This is a genomic window from Urinicoccus timonensis (assembly GCF_900232945.1).
GTDB lineage: Bacteria > Bacillota > Clostridia > Tissierellales > Peptoniphilaceae > Urinicoccus > Urinicoccus timonensis.
Genome location: NZ_OCTU01000004.1, coordinates 132,940 through 157,291, shown reverse-complemented (window position 1 = coordinate 157,291; position 24,352 = coordinate 132,940). Strand labels below are relative to the sequence as shown.

General features: G+C 40.7%; 19 protein-coding genes and 1 pseudogene. 18 read left to right on the top strand and 2 right to left on the bottom strand.

The genetic code is table 11. From position 1 onward, the window contains the following. Nucleotides 1–148 precede the first annotated feature (148 nt). The 18 genes from CS898_RS07515 to CS898_RS07430 all read left to right on the top strand — a co-directional run bounded on the left by CS898_RS07515 (nucleotide 149) and on the right by CS898_RS07430 (nucleotide 18,845). The gene (locus CS898_RS07515; RefSeq protein WP_099208710.1) at nucleotides 149–856 is read left to right on the top strand and encodes a transglutaminase domain-containing protein; all 708 of its coding nucleotides are present in this window, start codon (nucleotides 149–151) and stop codon (nucleotides 854–856) included. A gap of 137 nt (nucleotides 857–993) precedes the next feature. Then, on the top strand, nucleotides 994–1,227 hold the full coding sequence (locus CS898_RS07510) for a hypothetical protein (RefSeq protein WP_099208708.1): 234 nt from the start codon (nucleotides 994–996) through the stop codon (nucleotides 1,225–1,227). A 117-nt stretch (nucleotides 1,228–1,344) separates the two neighbouring features. Beyond that, entirely contained in the window at nucleotides 1,345–1,722 is a 378-nt protein-coding gene (locus tag CS898_RS07505) for a hypothetical protein (RefSeq protein WP_099208706.1), read from the top strand. A 235-nt stretch (nucleotides 1,723–1,957) separates the two neighbouring features. Further along, nucleotides 1,958–2,200 (top strand): hypothetical protein, encoded by a 243-nt coding sequence (locus tag CS898_RS07500; RefSeq protein WP_099208705.1) that lies wholly within the window; start codon nucleotides 1,958–1,960, stop codon nucleotides 2,198–2,200. Nucleotides 2,201–2,617: 417 nt separating this feature from the next. Then, on the top strand, nucleotides 2,618–3,376 hold the full coding sequence (locus CS898_RS07495; protein ID WP_009430822.1) for an SDR family NAD(P)-dependent oxidoreductase: 759 nt from the start codon (nucleotides 2,618–2,620) through the stop codon (nucleotides 3,374–3,376). An 85-nt stretch (nucleotides 3,377–3,461) separates the two neighbouring features. Then, nucleotides 3,462–3,692, top strand: a complete 231-nt coding sequence (locus CS898_RS07490; RefSeq protein WP_009430866.1) for a copper amine oxidase N-terminal domain-containing protein — start codon at nucleotides 3,462–3,464, stop codon at nucleotides 3,690–3,692. Between the two features lie 174 nt (nucleotides 3,693–3,866). Beyond that, entirely contained in the window at nucleotides 3,867–5,306 is a 1,440-nt protein-coding gene (locus CS898_RS07485; protein WP_009430274.1) for a hypothetical protein, read from the top strand. Between the two features lie 57 nt (nucleotides 5,307–5,363). Then, entirely contained in the window at nucleotides 5,364–6,020 is a 657-nt protein-coding gene (locus CS898_RS07480; RefSeq protein ID WP_009432065.1) for an SIMPL domain-containing protein, read from the top strand. A 159-nt stretch (nucleotides 6,021–6,179) separates the two neighbouring features. Beyond that, complete coding sequence (locus tag CS898_RS07475; RefSeq protein ID WP_099208703.1) at nucleotides 6,180–9,398, top strand: S-layer homology domain-containing protein; 3,219 nt, start codon at nucleotides 6,180–6,182, stop codon at nucleotides 9,396–9,398. 211 nt (nucleotides 9,399–9,609) lie between these two features. Next, nucleotides 9,610–10,854: a DUF2812 domain-containing protein gene (locus tag CS898_RS07470; RefSeq protein ID WP_099208702.1), complete on the top strand. Its 1,245-nt coding sequence runs from the start codon at nucleotides 9,610–9,612 to the stop codon at nucleotides 10,852–10,854. Continuing rightward, the gene (locus CS898_RS07465; RefSeq protein WP_099208700.1) at nucleotides 10,854–11,165 is read left to right on the top strand and encodes a PadR family transcriptional regulator; all 312 of its coding nucleotides are present in this window, start codon (nucleotides 10,854–10,856) and stop codon (nucleotides 11,163–11,165) included. The genes CS898_RS07470 and CS898_RS07465 overlap by 1 nt, the downstream gene beginning before the upstream one ends. 16 nt (nucleotides 11,166–11,181) lie before the next feature. Further along, nucleotides 11,182–11,991 carry a molecular chaperone DnaJ gene (locus CS898_RS07460; RefSeq protein WP_099208699.1) on the top strand — a complete coding sequence of 270 codons (810 nt, stop codon included), beginning with the start codon at nucleotides 11,182–11,184 and terminating at the stop codon, nucleotides 11,989–11,991. After that, nucleotides 11,984–12,391: an HIRAN domain-containing protein gene (locus CS898_RS07455; RefSeq protein ID WP_099208697.1), complete on the top strand. Its 408-nt coding sequence runs from the start codon at nucleotides 11,984–11,986 to the stop codon at nucleotides 12,389–12,391. Before CS898_RS07460 ends, CS898_RS07455 begins: the two co-directional genes overlap by 8 nt. 292 nt (nucleotides 12,392–12,683) lie before the next feature. Beyond that, on the top strand, nucleotides 12,684–13,409 hold the full coding sequence (locus CS898_RS07450; protein ID WP_234976045.1) for a CPBP family intramembrane glutamic endopeptidase: 726 nt from the start codon (nucleotides 12,684–12,686) through the stop codon (nucleotides 13,407–13,409). Further along, nucleotides 13,393–15,180: a serine hydrolase domain-containing protein gene (locus CS898_RS07445; protein WP_099208696.1), complete on the top strand. Its 1,788-nt coding sequence runs from the start codon at nucleotides 13,393–13,395 to the stop codon at nucleotides 15,178–15,180. The genes CS898_RS07450 and CS898_RS07445 overlap by 17 nt, the downstream gene beginning before the upstream one ends. Before the next feature lie 17 nt (nucleotides 15,181–15,197). Then, entirely contained in the window at nucleotides 15,198–16,244 is a 1,047-nt protein-coding gene (locus CS898_RS07440; RefSeq protein WP_099208695.1) for an alpha/beta hydrolase, read from the top strand. Nucleotides 16,245–16,361: 117 nt separating this feature from the next. Then, nucleotides 16,362–16,952: a TetR/AcrR family transcriptional regulator gene (locus CS898_RS07435; protein WP_099208693.1), complete on the top strand. Its 591-nt coding sequence runs from the start codon at nucleotides 16,362–16,364 to the stop codon at nucleotides 16,950–16,952. A 99-nt stretch (nucleotides 16,953–17,051) separates the two neighbouring features. Further along, on the top strand, nucleotides 17,052–18,845 hold the full coding sequence (locus CS898_RS07430) for an oleate hydratase (RefSeq protein ID WP_009430316.1): 1,794 nt from the start codon (nucleotides 17,052–17,054) through the stop codon (nucleotides 18,843–18,845). Between the two features lie 147 nt (nucleotides 18,846–18,992). Here the strand turns inward: CS898_RS07430 and CS898_RS07420 are convergent. Both CS898_RS07420 and CS898_RS07415 read right to left on the bottom strand, forming a co-directional pair. Further along, nucleotides 18,993–20,011 (bottom strand): annotated as a pseudogene (locus CS898_RS07420) (potassium channel family protein). A gap of 204 nt (nucleotides 20,012–20,215) precedes the next feature. Then, nucleotides 20,216–24,325 carry a Cna B-type domain-containing protein gene (locus CS898_RS07415; protein WP_099208690.1) on the bottom strand — a complete coding sequence of 1,370 codons (4,110 nt, stop codon included), beginning with the start codon at nucleotides 24,323–24,325 and terminating at the stop codon, nucleotides 20,216–20,218. Nucleotides 24,326–24,352: the final 27 nt, after the last annotated feature.

The window sequence follows — 24,352 nt, the reverse complement described above, 5'->3', positions numbered from 1 at the left end:
GAATAGGAAATGGACAATCACTTGAGGGGATGATAGAATAAATTTGCAAAAGTCAGGCAAGTATGAAAAACTATTTACCTAGGCTAGTGGATAAAATATTAGAAGATCGAATAGATGCAAAGGGTGTATTTTTGATTGAAGGGCCTGAATGTTAGAAGATAAAATTTTAAGAAGTAAAGAAGAGCTTGGCTTAATGGCCAAAAGAGTCTTTCTTGAAGCTGGAGATATGGATGCCTACAAACCCATAAGGATTAAAGTGGATAAAGACTTAAAGACCTTTTTAGAAGAAATCCAAATGAGAGATGGAATAGACAAGCAATTTAAAATTCCAGGGAGTTCAGCCTTGAACAATCTTTTGATAGTAAGACTTGAGGAGATACGACCTGAAGGCGACGATTATGAATGTGACTTATTGGTCCAATTTTTTGCAGAAAAAGAGGACTTCAAAAACTTAATGGAGCTGGAAGAGGATATAAAGCAACAAACCAAGGACTTAAAAACTGACTTAGAAAAAATAGAATTCCTAAACACTTTTCTAACCGAGAATATCGCTTATGACAAAGAACACAGATCGAGATCTGCTCTTGCTGCTGCCATAACTCACAAGGGAACCTGTGTCGCCTTCGCACAACTTTTTTTGATCTTAGGAGAGGCGATTGGGCTAAAGGTTGGATGTATCAACAGTAAGATTATGAAGCACAGGTGGAATTATGTCATTGTTGAAGATGAAATCTATTACATCGACACCGCTTTTAATGCAAGTAATCCCATATCCCCCAAATTATTTTTCCAAACAAGCCCTATTCATCTAGAAAAGGCCCCTGACCAAGGGATTGCTGTGCCACATGGACAATAAAAAAGGAAGTTATAGGATATAGAAGCAAAATTAGAGCCCCATAGGGGTCTTTTGTGTTAAAATAAAGCTAGAAAAAGGTCTTATCTTTAGATTGAGCATAGAGAAAAATCCACCATTTAGACTTAGGAGGAAATTTTATGGAAAAGCCAACCTACCAAGAATTCTATGATGCAGTTATTGAAGACTACAGGCCATCTTGTCGTTTTACAGGAGAGGATTTTGATCGGGTTATCAAGGAAAATGAAGATGTAATCGAAGGTGATTACAGGAACTTTTGTATGGCAATCGACGATGGATACGCTGAAGAAATGGGTTGGGAATTGAAAGATAGAGCATCTGCCACTTCTTACAACCTCTACATGCTCATTTAAGTAAAGCCAGACCTGCTAGCCAGTCTAGACCTATGAATGGACTGTTTAGAAGAAGAATATGGCTCAATAGTTAAGATAATATTTTGAATGCAATAAGATTAGGCTTCGAGGTTAGGTATGAAAAAACTATTGAAATTTATATCGATAAGTGCACTTGTTATTCTGGCAATCCTAGCTATTGGACTATACCTAGTAACTAGGCCAAGACTGATAGCGGAATCATCTTCCGAGGACAAGAAGTATTGCCTATCTTTTATAGAAACGGACAGTCCTGCCTTCTTTGGATCATCAGAGGTAAGGATAGAACTAAAGTCCAATGGCCGGGAAAGGACAGAAAGGCAAGAAATCAACACCTCCATAGCAAACGATGGAAAACATCTTGATGAGACTAATTGGAGGGTAAATTGGAAAAAGGACCATGTAGAAGTGATCCTAATGGGAGAAGAGCAAGGGGATGAGATTATAAAAATCTACTATATACAGACAAACTTTTAAAAAATTATGAATTTCAAAAGATGATGGTAGAAGAAAAAACATCCGGCATAACACAATCGAGGGTTATCTAGCTCACCTTATAGAAAGAAGGATAGGGACCAAAAAAGGCCCCGAGACGGGTAAACAAAGGATGCCCTAAAGACGACCCAACTGGAAATATCCAAGAAAGATGAGAATAGGAAAACCTAAAAAGCAGATAAGATTATAACCGCCATAGGGCAATAGGGGGCTTAAGATGATAGAGGTTCAACTCAAGGAAAAAGAAATGGAGATTATCCAAAGAGAGTTGGGAGAACTCCTAGATAAGATTGGGAACATAACCACCGGTAACAACAGCTTACAATTTCAAGAGGAAGAAGATAGACAAAACTTCTTATCGGAGCTATTAGTGGCGAGTTCAGAATATATCACTGATGATGGAATCACAAATGAAGGGATAGAAATCGAAAAGATTCTAGACAAATATTTTGTAAACTAAGTAAATAGAATAGAATGCAAAAGGTCCTACCATTGATTGGTGGGGCCTTTTTAATGGGGGTATCGGTCAATAAGGAAGAGGAATTACTTGTATAGGGTTGAATTCGATTGCTCCAACCATAGCTTATAAGGGGAAGTGCGGATTTAGGCAGGCTAGGATGGAAGCAAAAATTGTTTTAAAGAATCAGAAATGTGATTTGTTGGGCGGGTCCTATCAGAAAAGATGTCAGATACAGAGGAGGGAATAAGGCCGGATATAAAAGTAAGGTAGAATGCTAAATGGTCCGCGAGCCTATAGGTTAAAATTAGATTCAGCTAGAGCATTTATTTTACAAGCAAATCTATAAGACAGAATAAAAATCCTAAAAATAGGGTATGATAGTAAATAAGAAATAAAATAAAAAAAGGGAGGAAAAGTATGAGATTCGAAAATAAAGTTCTTGTAGTTACCGGAGCTTCTTCTGGTGTTGGTAGGGCCACTAGCCTGATGGCAGCCAAAGAAGGGGCCAAGATCTATGCAGTGGCTAGAAGGGAAGAAAGACTCCTTGCCCTTGCAGAGGAAGTAAAGTCCCTAGGCTGTAAAGGCCAAGTCATCCCTGTGCCTTGCGATATTTCCAAGCCAGAAGACGTAGACAGACTCTTTGAAAAAGTAAAAAGCGAAAACGACAAGCTAGACGTCCTCATTGCCAATGCTGGTGTCATGGATAAATTCGAACCAGTAACCACCTGTACAGAAGAAAATTTGGACCGGATTTTCTCCATCAATGTCAAGGGAACCTTCCGACTCTTCAAGGGTGCCATTCCCCTTATGAAGGAAGGTGGAGCCATTGTAGCCACCACTTCCATCGCCGGCATCCGGGGCGGCAAGGCCGGAGTAGCCTATACCATGTCCAAGAGTGCCATCCATGGTCTGGTGCAAAATACAGCAGCCATGTATGCAAACGACAAGATTCGTTGCAACGCAGTAGCCCCTGGTGGTATTGCCACTGAAATAATGGAAAACCTAAGCGACGTAGATGAAAAAGGCATGGAAGTAGTTATGAGGGGACCAAAACTCGACAAGATGGTGGCCAGCGCCGAAGAAATTGCTGAAAACCTCCTCTTCCTTGCATCCGACCAAGCCTCCAACATCACAGGACAAATCCTGGTGTCCGACGGTGGGCTGACTGTTATGTAGGTCATAAGAACTATAAGAGCTTGTCTTTGACAGGCTCTTTTTCTTTTAAAGCACTTGGAAAAAAGATTTTAAAAATATCCGGACGGTGGTCTTAAAAGATCGGGACACCCGGATAGAAATTCCCATTGACAGCAAGAAGATTTTGGTCAATGGCCAAGTCTACACCAGCGATGTCAAACCGGAAGTTATAAACAACCGGACCATGCTTCCCGTTACCAATATTGCAAGAGCTCTTGGGCTTAAAGATGGCAGGGACATTATCTGGAATGGCCAAACCATGACGGTGACCATATACCGGTCTATCTTGGTTCGTTAGGATGACTTTTCCATGAAAAGGATATAGAAAATTAAATAGTTAGGATACTGTAGAATGTGAAAAGTACCCTCTTTACTGGACAAACTGGTAGGGAGGGTATTTTTAACCTGAAGAAACTTGTCTTTTGTACTATAATAGGCTTAAGTAAATGACAGAATGGATAGGAGGAATAGGATGAAAAGAAGGTTTAGATTTTTATTATTTTTGATCTTAACGGTAGTTTTTCTTGCTGGCTGTCAAAAGGAGGGACCTTCGGCCCAGGCTGGAGGAGAAGCTTCTGGGCCGGAGCCTTTTAAGAAGGGGGATCCCCAACTAAGGGCTGTTGCTGGGGCCAAGCCGGGGTCCATGTCTTCTTGGGTAGAGGACAGGGAGGTCTGGAAGGACTTTGTGGACCAGGATCAACTGGCTTCTGCTCAAAGGGAGTTTTTTGGCATCCACCTGCCCAGGATTCTTTTGGATTCCAAGGATGCCCAGGAGGCCAACCGGGAGATCGATGGTTTGGTCCAAGAAATCCGGGACCAATATGCTGGACATAAGAAGGACATGGAGGGGGTGGATACTGGGATCTATGCATCTTTTTCTGTCTACCAAGACGAGAGGATCTTGAGTATTATGGTGGAGACCTCTAATGTTTGGGAGGGGGACTTTCCAAAAATTTCTGTCTTTAATTTTTCCCTGCCGGATGGTAAGTTTATCCAAGATGCCCAGGTCATGAAGGCTTTTGGGCTGGAGGAGGACCAAATCTTAGGGGTGGTCGAAGATAGTTTGAGGGAGGCCCAGGACCTGGACAGGCAGGTTTATTATAATGATGTCAGGGATTCTTCTTATTTCTATAATCCCACCAGCTTGACCGGATTGGTTTTCCATGACCTTTGGGACAATTACAAGTCCAGGGATGGACAAGTCTTTATAGACGAAATGGGGAAGCCCAACTTTGTCTTTAGACCATATGCCAGTGTTGACAGGGGTCAAAGTCCGGTGGTTTTGAAATTGAAGGCCAACCGTTTTGACCAAGGGGCGATTTCTGAGGATTATCTCAAGATGGCCAGGAGGCTGGGGATGGATCCTAAAGACCAGAACCACAAGGCCTTTGTCATCTATTTGGGTTCGGCTGCTGACCCGGATAGCTTGAAGGCTCCCCTGGAAAAGCTCTATGCTTGGACCAGCGTGTTTTCAAACTACCAGGACCCCGGCATGCTGATGGCCATGAAAATGAGCCTGGTAGGGGATACGGCCTACCTCATTGGCGAGGAGTGTTATCTAGTCATTCCTAAGTACCGGAACGCTGCTGTTTCTTTAAAGGAATTGGAAATTTCCCAGGATGGTCAGCTAAAGGAAGTGGACAATGAATTTTTGGACAATCTCTCTGCCACCGGGACCACTTTTGTCTGTCAAAATATCAGCGATATTGCTCCAAATGGAAAGATCACGATCCGTTACAGGGACGATGTCTTGGACTTTTCGCCCTCCATTAGCTTGAAGGACGGGAGCCTGGTTTTGCCCCCGGGAGTGACGGACGGGGAAGCCGTCTTGGATTGGAAGGCCTTGATGGAAACAGAGGCCTATTCGCAAGATATGTTTGACCGAATCCTGTCTATTATGAGAATGGGTTGAGGTTTTTGACGAGGTTGTCTGGGGTTAAAAAGTGAGGAAGAGATTTAAGGAGGAAGTATGGAAAAAATAATTAGGGTCACAGGCAAGGGCAAGATTTCTGTCAAGCCCGACATGATTTGCCTAGATATTACTGCTAGAGGAACCTATCCAGACTATGAAGAAGCCATCAGAAAGTCCGCAGACCATACCAAGCTTTTGAGAAAGACCATAGAAAAATCGGGCCTGCCTGGCCAGAACTTAAAGACCAAGGATTTTTCTGTCCAATCGGAATATGAGAGCTATCGAGACTATAATGATAACTATAAAAAGAGATTTTTGGGCTATAGTTTCTACCACCGGACCGAGATTACCTTTCCCAACGACAACAAACAACTGGGGCGGACCCTCTATGAGCTGGCTCGGTGCCCGGTAGATCTTGAATTTTCCATTAACCATACTGTCAAGGACAGGGAAAAAGTAAAAAATACCCTCTTGAAAAAGGCCGTGGAAGATTCCAGGGAAAAGGCAGAAATTTTAACAGGAGCAGCCGGGGTGGAACTGGGTCAAATTCTGAGAATGGATTATTCCTGGGGTGAAATTAATATCAAGTCTTCGCCAATTGATTCCTTTGAAATAAAGGCAATGCCCCTGCTAGGCTCCGGTTATGATATAGACATTGAAGCCGATGATATTGATGTCAGCGATACGGTTACCATTGAATGGGAAATAAAATAAGTTAAAGAAATAGGAGTATAATGAAGGTAGATAAGACTATACTTTTTTAAAAAGAGTCTTAGTTGTTGAAAAGAAAAAGTTTATAGAGAAGATGAAATAGGCTTAGAAAAAGATTCATCATTGGTTTTTGTCAATCTATATTAAGGGAGAGGAGGAGCTATGAAAAAGAAGAAAAGCACAGCCTTATTTTTGGCGCTACTGATGATAGCATCGGTATTTTTAAATGGAACCTCAGTATTTGCTGAGAATGAGCAAGAAGTCCCAGGGATGAATCAACCCGTTGAAAAGGTCCAAGAGATCAAGCTTGAAGATAAGAAGGGTACTCTGGAAGAAGTAAAAGCAGAGGAAGAGGAAAAAGATTCTGAAAAAATAGAGGTTAAGGAAGAGTTAAAGAAGGACGATGGGCTTGAAATAAGTAAGGAAGAAGTTCCAGAAGTAGTGGGAGAACCGGCTACTGAAAAGACTTTTACCGTTACAAAGAGATCTTTTGGAAGTGCAGGAGATGGAGAACTTGTAGGCGAGTACGATACTTTTTATGAAGCAGTCAACAATTGCAAACAAGAAGATTTAACCAATGAATATGTAATTACTATGAATAATGACTATACAGTTCCAGAAACAGAAGCCATGTGGGGAAAATCAAATGTAAATATGGTCTTGAAATCTAAAGAAGGAAACCAGTTTACATTGAAGAGAAGTAATAAGAATCTTGCTTCATTATATAGCGGCACTACACTTAAAATTGAAAATGTAATATTAGATGGTAGCAACAGTGCACAAGCATTTGGTATTACCGGGGGAACTTTAACATTAGCTGACAGAGCGGTGGTGCAAAATTTCTCGGAATATCCAGATTTCGATGGGCCGGCAATATATCTTAACGGTGGAACTTTGAATATTTTAGAAGGAGCTATAATTCAAAATAATAAATATAGTTTACAAGGCGGAGCTATACAAGCTCGTAATGATTCTATAATAAATATTAGTGGGGGAACTTTTAGGAATAACAACGCCCAAAGAGGTGGAGGAGCGATTGCTGCTTTTGGGCCTTTAAATGTTACAGGTGGAAAATTTGAAGATAATGAAACTGGAGTAACTGGCGGAGCTATTATTATTGGGAAAAATCATACAGCAAGTATTTCCAACGCAACCTTCAAAGGCAATAAAGCTTCTACCGGTGGTGCAATATACAGTTCAAAAACTTTTAGTGTCTCAAAAACTACTTTTGAAAGCAACGAAGCTACTTGGGGTGGAGCAATTTTTTCATCAAAGAAATTAACACTAGATGAAACTACGTTTAAAAATAATAAAGCCAATTCAGCCGGAGGTGCTTTGTATTTACAAGGTGGAGCTGAAATAAAAAACTCTACTTTTACAGAAAATACAGCAGATAGAAATGGCGGAGCAATCTATATTACAAAAGGCGATTCAAATATTACAAATTGTGAGTTTACAAAAAATGGCTCGCAAGCTATTTTCATAAATCATGAAAATAATGGAACAACCACAATTTCAGATACTACATTTACAGAAAATTATTCAAATAACTTTGGTGGTGGAATATATCTAGGAAAGAATTCTAAATTAATTGTTAATGGATCTAATTTTTTAAAGAATGAAGCTGCATATGGTGCTGGTATTTCTAGTGCTGGAACTGGAAATGTAGATAAAGAAAAAACTAATATAAAAGTAGATTCTTCTAAATTTACAGATAATTTATCCCTTATGGGTGCTGGAATATTTACAGCCTTCCCAACAGAGCTTACAAACAGCACGTTTACTAAAAATACAGCCATGGTTCATCCTCAAGACGATCAAAAAAACCCACATGATTCTGGAGTTGGTGGAGCTATAGAAATTATAGATAACAATACAGTCATTAAGGGAGCCACGTTTGAAGAAAATATGGCTGGAGGTTCAGGTGGAGCAATCGGAATTAGTGGTGTTGCTAGAGATGAAGAAAAAAATATAGCTAGAATAAAGCCTAATATAAAGGTTGAAATTTCTGAAAATACTAAATTTATAAATAACAATTGTGTAAAAGGACAAGGTGGAGCTATATTTACAATACCTTACTTATACGATATAGAAGGTTATGAAACTGGCGTATCTAAAGATGAACTTAAAGAAAAAGCCTATCGAAATTTATTAACATCAGAAGATACAGTTTTCAAAGGTAATGTAGCTTTATCAGGATTTTTCAATCCACCAGTAAATTATGATAAGTATACGAATCTTGCTTTTGATAGGAACTCCTTTAAAGACGTACTTCCAAATCAAGATGTAGCAAAATCACTATTAAATAACTATGACGTTAACTTTAAAAATGTAAAGGTTACAGCTTATTTCAATCCAAATGAAGGTAAATTCAAAGACGGAGAAAAACCAAAAGATATAAGAGTCGTTAAAGAGGATAAGGACAAGGAAATAACATTATTAGATGCACCTAACAGAGCTGGCTATAAATTCACTGGTTGGAAATGCTCAATGAATATACCCGAAGAAATATTAAAGGGGTTGCCAGAGGAATTACTTGAAAATTTAAATGAAGGAAAAATTTTCAAAGCTGGAGATAAGTTTAAATTGGATGCGGAGTATATTTTCATTGCCCAATGGGAAAAAGTAGACCTACAAAAACCCGACGAACCGAAAAGACCTCACGATGGAGGAAAAAGCTATTTCATGTTTATACCGGCAGATAGGCCCCTATTAAATCTTAAAGACCACGCTCAGTACATGATTGGCTACAAAGACCAAACCTTTAGACCAGACAATCAAATAACCCGTCAAGAAGTGGCGGCTATGTTCTCCCGGCTTTTAAATGAACGTCCACAAAAAGGGATGATTTACAGTCGAGACTACAAGGATATTCCAGATGACCTTTGGTCTGCAACGGCCATAAGCTATATGAGTAAGTTGGGCTTGGTTAAGGGGTATCCCGATGGGAACTTTAGACCCTTTGCCAATATTAGCCGGGCAGAATTTGCAGCCATGGCCACTCGTTTTGCCCAACTTACTGGAGGAAGTAAAACTTTCACAGATGTTCCCAAGGATCATTGGGCCTATGAGTCCATTCAAAGGGCTGCTGAAGCCGGTTGGGTTTCTGGATATCCCGATGGAAGTTTTAAACCGGACCAAGCCATTAGCCGGGCGGAAGTTGTGGCCGTTACAAACCGGATGCTCAACCGCTTTGCGGATGAAGATTATGTAAACCACAACCCCAAGGAAATTATTCCTTACAAGGATATGGAAAAAGCCCACTGGGCCTACTATCCCATTGTTGAAGCCACCAATGGTCATAGCTATGAACGAAAGGCCAATGGTCAAGATGAAAGATGGTTTGAAGTGAATAATACAAGCTTTGTCTATGACAAGTAAAAACCTATAAGAGCAAAAGCTAGCGATTTTCATTGCTAGCTTTTCTCTTTATAGTAGGATTATAAGCCCATAGGACTTTGACCTGAAAGAAGTCTGGTTAAGGGATGGTTGATAGGAGAAGAATTTCCACCAACAAAAAGAATTGACATCTATCGACTCTCGATATATAATTTAACTATCGATAGTCGATAATTGAAAAGGAGTGAATACCATGCTTAAATTAAGATACTTAACCTATACAAACTTTGGCCTGGTGGAAAAGTGGTATGAGGATATGGCCAAAAAGGGCTGGCAAATAGAAAAAATTATCCTGCCCTTTATCCATAGTTTTAAAAGGACTGAGCCAGAAGAGGTCCACTACAAGATTTCTCTGGCTCCGAATGAAGGAAGTTTTTCTGCCTTTTCCAAGGAGGAGTTGGGGGACTTTGACCAGATGGCTGGAAGTCTTGGCTGGCATCTTGTAGACCGGACTTTTAACTTGAACATTTACAAGTTGGAACCGGGAAGTCCAGATTCTATTTATAATGATGGAATGGAAGAAATCGAGCTCTTAAACAAGGGGATTAAGGGAGAAATCATCTCTCTCAGCCTGTCTACTTTTTTTCTTGGCATCATGCATTTCCTTATTTCTTCTGGTTTTTTCTCCAGCGAAATCTATTATTCCAACTACCCAATCTTTATGGCTCCGGCCAGTATGTTGCTTTTTCTTTTTTGTCTTTTAGCCTTGGGGGACCATATCTCTTTTAGGAGGAGGAACAAGCAGGCTAGGGATCTAGGGGACTTAAAATTTTCTAGGCTAAGTTTTTCTAGGCCCTTTGTTTTCTTGGTTTTTATTTCCTTTATCCTAGTCCTAGTGGCTGTGGGGACGACCTTCTTAATTCCCGGTGAGGCTTCTAATGGCCTAGTGGTCCTCTTAAGCTTTCTACCCACTATTTTTATCCTAGGGACAGTTTACTTCTTTCGGAAAAAGATTAAGACCATGAATCTAAAAAAGGGCAGCAAAAAACTGGTCTTGTTTGGTCTGGTCCTTTTAATGATCTTGACAACAAATGCTTTTAATTTTTTTCTAGTCAATTATTTGCCCGGTCAATCCCAAAGACAAGAGGAAGACTTGGGGAACTTTTCCAAAAAGATGGGAAGAAGAAGCTTTTTGACAAAAAGTCACGCCTATTATTCTTCTAAAGACCAAGACCTTGAAGTGGACAAGACGGTGGCCAAGTCTCAGGGATTGGCAGAAGACTTGTTTGCTAGGATTGTCAAAAATGCCAAGAACCATCCCTATCGGACAGACTATGTCAAGGATCTTTCCAAGTCCTATCCCTATGACAAGACTTATAGCCTGGCCAAGTACGATGACTATGTGATTTTACATCATGATGTGGTTTTAGAGATCAACGGAGACCTTACAGATGACCAAGTCCAAAAAGAGCTTGGCAAAATCTTGGGGGTGGACTAATGGCCAGGGACCAATTTCAAACATTAACAGAGCCCATGTACTTTACCCTCCTGGCCCTGGGCCAGGTGAGAAACGGGGCTGAAATCACCTCCTGGGTGGGAGAGATTACTGGGGGACGAATAAAGCTCCCGCCAGGAACCCTCTATGCCCTCTTGGCCCAATTTTTGGAAAATGACTTGATCAAAAGGGTTGAGATGGAAAAAAAGGGTAAATATTATATATTAACTAATGAGGGGAGAAACCTACTGGCAGAGGAGGTCCAAAGGCTGAGACTTTTACTTGCCAACTACGACAATTATTTTGGGCGGTGAATGAGGAGGCATGGTTATGGGGGAAATTATCGAATTTCCAGATATAAAAAGGAAGAAGGAGGAGCTTGCAAGGCTGAAAAAAACCTTGGAAGACCTGCTTTTGGAAAGGGACAATCTTCTTTACATCACTTGTGAAAATATAAAAACAGCTTATATGCTGACTTTTGGCAGCTTGGAGTACAAGCTTTATCAAGCCTATTGCCAATATCTTCGTTTACGGAGGAAAAAAGACCTGATCCAGGCTAAAAAGAACCGGCAAGAGAAGGTAAAAATCGAGGTTATCGAAGCCCAGTTGGATGAGGAGTTTCAGGACTACAAGGAAAAGCTGGATGAAAAAATGGACCAAATCAACCAGGCGCTGAAAAAATCCAAGGGGGACTACCTATCGGAAAAAGAGACCATAAGAATTAAAAAACTCTATAAGGCCATTGTAAAGCGCCTCCATCCGGACCTGAACCCGGACCTGACGGAGGGGGAAAGGGAGCTTTTTGTCCATGCCACGGAGGCCTACAAGGACGGGGACCTGGCAAAGATAGAAATTATTTTTTCTATTGTAGATAGTGGAGAATCCAAGGATGAACTGACTTCTTCTAATACAGACTTGGAGGAAGAAGTCCAAAGAATGGAAGGCCTAGTTCGGAAAATTCAAGAAGAAATCGACCTGATCAAGGAAAATCCTCCCTATAGCTGGAAGGTTTATTTAGAGGATGAGGAGAAAAAGGCGGAGAAATTAGAGGAATTAAAAGAGGACCTGGAGAACTTTAAGACGGCCATCCGGACCCAGGAAGAATATATCCGGGATTTAATGGAGGATAAAGATGAATGATTTAGTAAAAAAAGACCAGGACCAGGGAGGTTTAATCCCCTATCTTGTAGGCAGAAAATCGGGACTGGTCCTACCCAAGCCCTTTGAAAGGGACATCTATCTTTTTGACAGCCATGTAGCTGGGACGAGTCATGTTGAGGGGATTGAAGAGATAGGGGCCTCCCTCCAAGAAGGAGACCACCTGGTCTTTTACCGGGAACCGGAAAACTCCCATGACCCCCAAGCCATCCGGATAGAGACTGTCAGGAAGGAAAAAATTGGCTATGTTCCTCGGCAGGACAATGTGGTTTTTTCTCGGCTCATGGATGCCGGAAAGGTCCTTTTTGCCAAGGTTATGGAAAAAGAAATGAAGGGGACCTGGCTCAAGATAAAGATTAAAATATATCTCCACGAAAGTTAGGAAGGGGGACTTTATGAGTAGGATTCTTTTTCGAGGATTTGATTGGTTGGCTTTTAGGGTTTTGACTAAACCTTAAAAGCCATATTTTTTGTCCAAAAAGTCCTTTAGGAAAAAATTAGAAGAATTTCAAGAGGGTGTAAACAATAGGTATATTTTGTGTAAATAGCTAATATAGCTATTTTAGAAGGAGAAAAAGGTGCTATAATTGAAATACATTCGGGGAAGTGGGGATGAATAAAAAATCCACTTTTTAAATTGGAAGGTTTGGAAATCCATGGATGAAGAGGAGAAAATGATGCACCGCCTATATAAAACAAATGAAGTTTCTTTTGCCCTGGTCTGGATTATGATTTATTGCCTGGTGTCCATTCCAATTCGGGGGCAATTAGGAGATGAAAGTCCTTTTATGTTCCTAAGTCTTGTCTTGATTGCTACGGGAATTACAGTCTTTATAAAAAAATACCATCTGGAGGCAAAGTACGGTCTGGACACCTACCCCAAAAGGACGAGAAGCTACTTGTATTTTATCCCGGTCTGGATTCTCACAACAGGGAACTTATGGGGAGGTTTTGAACTATCTTATATTGGCCTTGCTCAGGTCTGGGCGGTCTTGTCTATGCTTTTGATAGGCTATATTGAGGAAGTCATCTTCCGGGGCTTTCTCTTTCAAGGAATTCTGGCAAAGGATGGGGCGGTCAAGGCCATCGTGATTGTTTCTGTGACCTTTGGCATAGGCCACATTGTCAACTTATTTGCTGGACAAGCTAATTTGGAGACCATCCTTCAGATTATTTTTGCCATTGCTTGGGGCTTTCTCTTTACAAGTATTGTCTATAAGAGTAAAAGTCTTATTCCCTGTATCCTTGCCCATGGGATGGTGAATGCTTTCTCCAAATTTGCCCAGGAAAGTGTCCTGTCTAAATGGGGATATATTTTTGCTACAATCCTTGTGGCGGCTATTTATTGTCCCTATTTATTGAAACTGAAAGAGGGAGAGGGAGATGAAAAAATTATTTAGAAATATCTTGGTCTTAAGCCTAGTCTTTCATCTTGTATTTTCCCAAATCGGTTCAGTCCAGGCAACTGAAAAAACTTTACCCTCTAGACTTAGCTATAGGGACCTAGCTGGAGCCATAGAAGACTACGTCCATGACCATGAAAAAACTACCTGTGGAATGAATGTCATTGTCTACGATAGGAATGAAATTATTTATGAAAATTCTTTCGGCTATATGGACAAGGAAGGAAAACGAAAATCGAATCTCGAGACTGTTTACGAGTGGGGGTCTATTTCTAAACTCCTAGTATGGGTTAGTGTCATGCAACTTTATGAGGCGGGGAAAATAGATTTAAAGGTGGATATAAAAAATTATTTGCCGGATGGTTTTCTTAAGAATGTGACTTTTGATAAGCCCATAACCATGCTAGATTTGATGAACCACCAAGCTGGTTTTCAAGATACTTATTTTATCCAAACCAAGGATGCCTCTGATATGGTGAGCCTAGAAGAAGCCTTAAGAACTCGACAGCCTAGACAGGTTTACTCCCCTGGGGACTACACAACTTACTCCAATTGGGGTGCAGCCCTGGCGGCCTTTATCGTCCAAAGGGTTTCTGGCATGGATTATGTAGATTATGTCCACAAGAATATTTTTCAACCACTTGATATGAAATACAGTTCTATCAGTCCTACATATAGAGACAATGCTTGGGTCTTTCATCAAAGACTGAAGTTAAAATGCTATGATATTGAAGGTGAAAACATTGATGGCAACACAATCTACTATATCTACCTTTATCCAGCTGGTAGTGCAATGGGGACAATAGGGGATTTGGCAAAATTTGCCCAGGCTCTTACACTTGATGCGCAGCATCCATCCCCCTTATTTAAAAATCAAAAGACCTTAAAAGAAATGTACAGTCCCACAAGTTTTTATGGATCAACAAAAATTCCTAAAAACAATCATGGTTTTTTGCCAAGTGAATATGGAGTAAGGACCCTTGGCCACGGAGGCAACACCTTTGGCTGCTCATCTATGTTGCAATTTGACCCTATGAGTGGCCTTGGTATGGTCCTAATGACAAACCAGGCCCATGAAACTACCTATAATTACGATATGTACGACCTTATTTTTGGAAAGTTCAAAGATTCAAAGCTAGCTCAAATCAAAAGAGAAGTCCCTAAGGGGCTGATATTAAATACTAGGGGAATCATTAAAGGGCCCTTGTCCTTTTTAGGCGCTCTAGGCGTAAGCTCTTATAGTGAAGAAGACTTGGGAAACTGGTGGTATGAGGAAAATGGAATCGTGGAGACCCAATTTTCAGATTTTATTATTTCCACTCCTAAGGCCTTGACCAATATCTTGTGCATGCTTGTTTTTATCATTGCAGGTATTTATGGAATATTGCACCTCATCATTGGGGGTGTGATTATGGATTCTATAAAAAAGAAAAAGAGACAAGGACCAGGGAATCCACTTCGAAAATATTCTTATGAGATTTCTGCCTTTATGGGCCTGGCCTTTATAAATTTAGGCCTTGTTTTTACCAGGCTGAACAAGGGCTATAGAACAGGGGACATAGGTAGTCCAGAGTCTTATAAGATACAAAGTGCCATCTTCGGTGTCCTAGTCATATGGACGGGGTTTACTATTTTTAAAGCCATGAAAAAGTATTATGAAGAGGCCCCAAAGAAAGAAAAGCATACATTTTTTATAACTATACTTTTGGCCATAGGCCAAGGCTTAGTGATCCTAATGTTTGAAATGTATCAATTTTGGGCGCTTTAAAGGAGGTTGAGAGAAAAATGAAGGTATTCAAAAGAATTTTATCTATTTTAGGAATTCTAATCCTGGTGCTTCTTAGCCTCCACACCCTTGGCAGCTTGTGGAACAAACGCCTACCCAAGAATGGTATCAATGAGTCCATGTACCTAGATATTAATGGAAGCAAACAATGGATCAATATCTATGGTAAGGATAAAAGCAATCCGGTACTCCTTTATTTGCACGGTGGTCCTGGGTCTTCAACAAGTGAAATTGACTATGCCTTTACTCGAAAATGGGCCGATATCTACACAGTTGTCACCTGGGACCAAAGAAATTGCGGTAAAAGCTATAATCAAAGGCAAAACAAGATAAAACTGACCAAGGAAATTTTTCTGGAGGACGGAAAAGAGTTAACGGAGTTTATCCGGTCTTATATGGGAGTAGATAAGATAAGCATTCTGGGACATTCTTGGGGGTCCATTTATGGAGCCAATTTGGTCCTGGAGTATCCTGATTATTATAATTTGTTTATTGGAGCAGGTCAGCTTGTTGATATTGTAGAAAATGAAAAAGCTTTTATAGCGGAGGCTTGTAAATGGGGAAAAAACGATGAAGAAACACAAAAACTTATCGAAAAGATACATCCAGAAGAAATTACAAGGGATTCCATTGAGGCAAAAAATAAGATTTTAAAAAAGTATGGGTATAGTGTAATGAAGGATGGAATGGACTACTTTATCGGAACGACGCTCTTGTTTAATCCCAATTATTCCATCATGGACTGGATTTCTTTCTTACAAAGAGACAGGCAGGTCTATCTCGATTTCTTTAAAACAGATGAATTTAAGTCTTTTTCACTAAGGGGGAAATATGTATATCAAGTCCCCTATGTGAATATCAATGGTGATATGGATTACCAGGCCAATTACAAATTGGCAGAGGAATATTTCCATAAGCTAAAGTCACCACAAAAAGACTTGTATCTCATGAAAAATACCAGCCATGGACTCATGATCTCTAAATCTAGTGACTTTTCAGACTTGCTTCATAAAATATATAAGGACTATAAGTGGGTATACCAATAAGTCGGTTTTACCATGGAAAAATAAAAAGGTCGTCTTCTTTCCAGGATATTTCTTGGATAGAATAGGGGAAAAAAGGGCATATATAGGATAGACCAACCATCTAGAAAGAGGTGCCCCATGGCGAAAAACTATACCAAGGACCTAATCCGGTCGGAATTTATCAAGCTATTAAATAAAAAGCCGCTCCATAATGTGACGGTAACAGAACTGGCCAAACAATGTAAAATTGAAAGAAAGACTTTTTACTACCACTATGAAAACCTGACGGAATTAATCAAGGAAATCTTTGATGAAGAGCTGGACCAGGTTATTGAAGAATACAATGAGACCCTGTCCTGGGAAGAGGGGTTTATTTTAGCGACCAAATTTATATTGGACAATAAAAAGGCCATCAAGCATATGTATGAATCGGACTATAAGATTGACCTGGAGAGGTATGTCTTTTCTATCTCCGGGGAGATTATGAACAAGTATGTCAGTCGCCAGGCGGAAATGACCAGGGCCCAAGAAACGGATGTCAAATTGATTGCCTATTTTTACCAATGTGCCCTAAGTAGTGCCTTGATTCAATGGGTTGCTACAGATATGAAGACCGATCCCAAGGCAGTGACTCGGAGGATGGGAGAATTGATGGACGGAAATATTTTACTATCCTTAAAAAGAAGTGAGGGTTTAAAAAAGTTTACCCAAAAGATTGATCTTGAGTAAAAATAACCCAATTGTCCTCTTTTGGTAGATGATACTTTATCGAAATCGTGCTTTAATAAAGACAGAAGGAACGATAAAGAACAATCAAAGGAGGATATGATGGAACTTAAAACTTATGATAAAAGATTGACCTTAACCAATGGTGATTTTCAAAGATTGGTAAAGGCTAGAAAGCCTAAAGGGATTGAAGAAAAAACAGCCTACCTAGTAGGGACTGGGATTGCCTCTTTAACAGCTGCTTGCTTTTTAATTAGAGATGCTCATATGGAAGGAAAGAAAATTACCTTCTTAGAACAAATGGATATACCAGGAGGATCTCTAGATGGCCAATATATGGATACTAGAGGTTATGTTGCCCGGGGTGGCCGGGAAACAGGAGCACACTTTGAATGTCTATGGGACATCTGGAGCTCCATTCCAAGCTTGGAAGATCCTGAAATGAGCATTCTGGACTCTTACTTTTATACAAATTATGATGACCCCAACTACAGTAACTGTCGTATTACCCACAAGCAAGGGCAACGCTATGATGATGGGAAATTTAATTTAACCCAAGACCAAGTTAAAGAAATTGCAGAACTTTGCGTGATGAGTGATGAAGCTCTTCAAGACAAGGCAATAGAAGATATTTTCTCAGATGGTTTGTTAAATTCAGATTTCTGGACCTACTGGCGGACCATGTTTGCCTTTGAAAATTGGCACTCTGCTTTAGAAATGAAGCTCTACTTAAACCGTTTCATCCACCATGTTGGAGGCCTTACCAACCTATCTGCTCTTAGATTTACAAGATATGACCAATACAATTCTATTGTAAAACCCATGGTTAAGTATCTTGAAAATCATGGATGCAAATTCCAATACAATATCAAGGTAACTGATGTGGACTTTGATATTTCAGAAAATAAAAAAGTAGCAACAAAAATCATCGCTGAAGACAAGGATGGAAATGATAAGTCTATTGACCTAACAGAAAATGACCTCTTATTTATTACCAACGGGTCCATGACTGAAAATTCAAGCTATGGGGATGACAATACACCAGCAGAACTAAGTGATGAACAAAGTGGTTGCTGGGAAATGTGGAAAAATATCGCCAAGAAATCAGATGATTTTGGAAATCCAGAAGTCTTCTGCTCTGATGTTGAAAAGAGTAACTGGGAATCTTGTACTGTGACCTGCCACGATGAATCTGTAGCAAAATATATTGAAAAGATCACTAAAAGAAGTCCCTATGGTGGAAAGACAGTAACTGGTGGTATCGTAACTTGCGTTGACTCCAGTTGGTTAATGTCTTGGACCATCAACCGACAAGGTCAATATCCTGAACAACCTGAAAATGATGTTGCTGTTTGGGTTTACGGCTTATTTACAGACGTAGAAGGAGATTATATCAAGAAGAAAATGCGGGATTGTACAGGAAAGGAAATCACCAAAGAATGGCTCTATCACCTTGGTGTTCCAGTAGGAGAAATTGATGACCTAGCTGAAACTTGTACTGCAGTTCCTGTTATGATGCCCTACATCACAGCCCAATTCATGCCTAGAAAATTTGGCGACAGACCCTATGTCGTTCCCAAGGGTGGAGTAAACTTTGCTTTTCTAGGACAATTTGCAGAAACTCTAGATGATCCGGGAAGAGACACGGTATTTACAACAGAATATTCTGGAAGAACAGCCATGGAAGCTGTCTATGTCCTTTGCGGTGTAGAAAAGGCGGTTCCGGAAGTTTTTGCTTCAAGATATGACATAAGATACCTTTTAAATGGAATGGTAGCCCTGTCTGACGGCAAAAAACCAAAACTTCCCCTATCTCCTCTCCAAAAGATGAAAGTTGCCAAACTCATCAAGGGGACAGATATCGAAGAAATGTTAAAAGAATTCAATATCATTTAATCCTCTTGGATTGGATGGTTAGAATAGGAAGGATAGAGAGATTAAGAGACAGCCTTTGAAATCCTATCCTTCTAAGAACCAGGGAAGCTATTACAAAAAAGCTCTTGAGACTTATAAATCTCAAGAGCTTTTTTGTAGGAAAAGGGGTTATTCCTCCATATTTTTTATCTCATCACCCAAGTGTCTTAACTTATCCACCTGGTCCTCCCGGCCCAGGACAATCAGGACGTCGCCAATTTTTAAGGTATAGTCCACTGGGGGGTTAAAGAGCATTTTTTCATCCTCAATCTTTTTGATGGCCAGGACAATAAGGCCGGTTTTTTAGGGATTTGGGCTTGGATTAAATTCTTATCTTCAAGATAAGACCCTCTTTTAACAATGACCTCTTCTAGGTCCAACTCCACATCTCCAATTCGTGTAGCCACATCCAAAAAGGAGATGATGTTGGGCTTAATCATCAAGGAAGCCATCCTCTTGCCACTAATTTCTACGGCAGATAGGGTCTTGTTGGCCCCAACCTTTAACAACTTTGCATTGCCAGACTGACTGGTGGAATTGGCAATAATGTAGATGTCCTTGTTGAGATTTCTAGCCGTAAGGACAGTGACAATATTATCCACTTCTGTATCCAAGGTGGCAAGAAGCCCCTTGGCCCGGTCAATTCCAGCCTCTTCCAAAACACTTTCTTCTGTAGATTGGCCTTCCACAACTAAAATATTGTGGTGACTATAGTCGTCCAAGTCTTGCTGGTTATCAGTAATAACAACAAAATTTAAATTCTCATCGATAAATTTTTTGATAATAACTTCGGCCAATTCTCCCGACCCACAAATAATATAGTGGTCACTTAAGGCGGAAATTTTTCGGTTCATTTTACTTCCTTTCCACAAGTCTACAACCTTTCCTTCCACAAACATAGCTACGATATTTGTAAAGGCATAACCAACAATCCCCACACCTAAAAAGATCATAAGGACGGAAAAAATTTCCGATTGGCTACTGGTGGTACCAACTTCGCCAAAACCTACAGTAGATATGGTAATGACAGTCATATAGAGGGCATCCACAAAAGACACCTTCAATAGATACATATAACCCACGATGCCAATAAGCATCAAAAGTGTAAAGGCACAAAAAATAAATTTAAACTTTCTTTTTTCGTCCATAAGCGTCTCCTTATATTCTAGCTTAAATTATAATATAGTTAGAAGGAAAAGGCTAGAAGTTTAGGGGGGAGAAGGGAGTAAGGATTTATATTTGGAGGCCATAAAGGTTCGTTCAAAACTATCTTGGATAGGTTTTCGGGCATAAAGAAGGGGTGGGGAAGGGTCCCCACCCTGAAATCTAGCAAGAGCTAAAATCTTTGCTAATCAAAAACTTCTTTTTTTGTTTCTTGTTGCATAAAGGCCTAAAAGGCAAAGGACCACAGAAAATACATAAATACTATGATCGGCAAGTCCCGTTTTAGGGGCTTTTGGAATAGTTTTACTTGGTGGTTTTACCGGCATAAGTGGAGTCTCCGGAGGAGTTTCCGGTGGAACCTCTGGTGGAGTTTCCGGAGGTGTCTCTGGTGGAGTTTCCGGAGGTGTCTCTGGTGGAGTCTCCGGAGGTGTCTCTGGTGGAGTTTCCGGAGGTGTCTCTGGTGGAGTTTCCGGTGGTTTATGGGTATTTTTCACTTGAACGTTTAGAATTTCCGTCAACATTAAGTCTTTGGCATAACGGATGATATACCTACCATCTGCTTGTTTTTCAATTTTGATAAAAGAATCGATATTTTCTAAATTAAATTCTTTATCCTTGGCATCAAGTGTGAATACTTCATAGCGGTAATTACCCTTTGCTAAAACTTCTTTAAGTTCAGAAGTCATGTAGGTCAAGGTAATTGCCTTACCATCCTTATCCTTACCGGTAATTTTTAGTCCAGCTTTTTCCGTCTTAATTTCTCCAGTAAATCCTGGAATTTCAACTTCCTTGATAGTATAACCTTTCTTTCGAAGGGTTCCTTTTAGGTTTTCTAAGACCTTTTTCCAACCATCTTCCTTGGTGAGTTTAATTTTTTGGACTTGTCCAAGTTCATCTGTGACAATGACTGTAATCTCTTTAGGAATTTGATTATCTTCAGCAATCCATTTTTTCAAAATCTCAATTTCATGGTTGGGGCCATAATGGTTTTCAACCATGATTTGATATTTTCCATCTCCACTCAAAGGGCTGATTAGGCTAGTTTTTTCATGGGAATCATAGGGAGGATTGGGTTCTAACTTTTCTGCCATAAATAAATTGGCATAGGGGACGCCGTTAATGACCAGGCGTGGAAGATAGAGGGCATAGGCTCCGCTTTCGTCTTTCTTGAGATAGAAGTTATATTCGTCCATGTTTGTTTCATTGGTGATGACATCATAGTATCTCACCGGGATGGGTTGGCCGTAGGTTTCAACTTCAAGCTCTTTAAAGACAACATTTTTCTTAAGGTCGTAGAAGGTCAAATTATATTCAGGCATATAATCGACGGTAAAAGTAAATTCTTTGGTGTCTATTTTTTTGCCGTCAAGGTATAAATTTAATTTTACACCCTTCATGGTTCCGTCTTCATTTTTATAGTTATAGCCTTTAAAGTGTCCCCCTGTCGTGGTTGATTCGTTTTCAGCCTGGCCTTCTTCGCGAAGCGTATTGGCATAGCCGATGCGAATTTTAAACTTTTCTTTTTTGTTAATAAATTCCGGTGCAAAGATGTCCGAATCTTCCTCGAGGGTGTACTTGCCGGCGGACAATGCCTCAGGATTTAATTTTTCAAAGCTGCCTTCCCAGTTGTCCTTTGCCGTAAGGGTGATCTTTTTGTAAATGGGTTGACCCTTCTCGTCGTAGCCTTCCACGATGCGCTTGCCGTCGAAGAGAAGGTAGAGGTCGATGGCGTCGGGCCGGTCTTCTTCTTTAATGTTTGTCCAGCTTTTCTTTACGTCCAATTTCGAGAGGGGATAGTTGGTCAGGGTAAAGCTATGGGTCTTCGGCTCCGGCTTATAGTCCGCTTTCTTATCTAATTGAAGAGCGGTAAAGCCGACCTTTTCATAATAATCGTTAAGCCACAGATAGGGGACTTCCACGGTTAAGGTGCCATCTTTATTTTCTGTCAAGACAATGGCATAGCCGCTATTCCGATTGTGATAGCCTTCGACATCGCCCCAGCCTTCGTATTCCGTAAATTTCCGGTAGGTGCCGTAATATTTATATTCCGACACCTTCTTCGACAAGAGAGGGTGAGCAAAAGTCGCTTTGCCGACGCCCTTCGTATTCTCGTCCTCACGAATGGTTGTTTTGCCAAGACGGGTCAATACTTGTTTTTCCGGGTCGTAAAGATAGAAGTACAGGTCTTTATCTACACGAACGTCCGCATCGTCATATCGGTCATTGTATTCTCTGGTGATTTCCAGTACGCCGGCCGGGACAATTTTTTCATCTTGGGGTTTTTCTTCCTCATACTTCACGAGGAAGTCGTCCCCTTGTTCGACGACTAAATACTTGTAGCCTTTTTCTTCCAGTTCCTTTGCCGTAAAGGGCAGGCCCTTATCCATTTGGTAAGCGCCGTCGGGTAAACCGATGTCGGAGAAATTCTTGATGCCGAGTTTCTTTAAAATTTCCTCTTTGTTGGCGCCGTTAAAGTAATTGGTGTCGAAGCGGCTGTGCCAATTATTTTTTTCACTCAGGGTGATTTCGCCGTATTTGAAAAGGGAATTGTCTTTGCCGTAATTTGCTTTGACATAGTTTTCGTCTTTATCCAAGGGGACGATGAAGAGATCCGCCTTGATCTCTTTCGGAATGTCCGATTTTGCAATTCGTTCGTTCCATTTTTTGTTTAACTCGATGGCATATTCGCCTTCGTCCTTCGGCGAGGTGATATTGGCATTGGAGCCGACGCCGCCGCCATTACGGGCCTGATTGCCCAAAACAAAGGTTTGGGAATTTTTCCAGGCTTCCTTTATAAGCGCTTCACTATAAATGGCCTTTAAGTGGGTGACCAAATTATGGTAGGAGAGGCGTTCGGGAATGTCCACGCCCTCGTCTTTCTTCGAGCCGTCTTCCAAAAACTTTATGATGTTTTTGTCTTTCGTCACGGGAGAAATGTGGGAATAGAATTCGCCTTCAAGATTTGTTTCGTTTAATTTGAAATACCACGTCTTTTTGGAAAAAGTAATGTCTTTGCCGTAGCTTCCGGAGTCGTTGTTGTAGACATAGACGCTGTGGCCGTCGCCGATATGGACAAAGCCTGTTGGACAGTTCCAAAGACCGCCGCCATTGCTGCCGCCGATAATGCTGGATGTAATTCCACCTTGTGCTTTGTTTTCCGTAATTAGAATATTTTCCAATTTTTGGGTAATGGGCGGGAAGGAGGCGTAAATACCGCCGCCGAATTCCCCGGCCTTGTTGTCTAGAATCATGGTCTTGCCGAGCTTGACATCATTGGAGTCTACATAAATTCCGCCACCGGATGTGATGGACCTGTTCTTGTAGATCAAGCCGCCGTCGATAAAGGCTTCGGCTTTGTTTGTTTTAATGAATTCTTTGTAGTTTGTATTTACCGTAGCTTTTTCCCTGCCCAAGATATTGCTGGGACTGCCGATGTATTGGGAAGAAACTCCAATTCCACCACCAACGCCAAAAGACTTGTTCCCAGCAATAATCCCATCGGTAATGGTAAGTTTTGACTTGGGAAAAGCGTTGAGACCGCCGCCCATTTGAAAACGGGTAGCTGAGAGATTATTGGCAATGATGCCGCCACTAATATTCACAACAGCAGGATCTCCGCTAGCCCCCCAAAGGTCTCCTGCAAAAACACCACCAGTCAGGCCACCGTGGTTGTTGTCAATCAGACCGTTGGTCATGGTGAAGGTTCCACCTGGACGAACATAAACTGCACCTGCTGCAAAAGGACGAGTATAGTCTTGGTCAATTTGTTCGAAGGAAGTATTTTTGGAAATTCTTCCTCCTTCCATAGTGAACTTTCCGCCAGAGTTGACGCGAATGGGGCCGGTGTAGCCGTGCTTGTTATAAGAATTCATAATGACGGCATTTTTCATCACGAGCTCTCCGTTTACATCGATGACAGTGCCTCGGTCAGATAATTCTGTCTTTGCCTCATCCTTGTTTCCGTCGATATAGACGGCGGAGTCTTCTGTACCAAGAGTCAATTTGCCGAATACTTTAAATAAAGTATCATTAATAAAGCCTTTAGCTCTTTTAATGATGGTGTCTTTATCTTCAGAAGGAAGTGGATTTTTCTCTAAGTCAGCTTTTTCTAAAGCTTCCTCACCACGTTTTCTGCCTTCTTCAATAATTTCTCTTTGCTTGGCTTCTCCTTGATCTTGCTTGGCTTCTCCTTGATCGGCATAGTCTGCTGGCTGTTTGATAGGGGTCCAAGGGTCTTGGACCTTTTTATTATCTGCCGTTAGGGTAATGTCCTGGCCTGAATCTGACCTGAACCCCAAAATCCGGAATACGGATGGAGGGGTTTT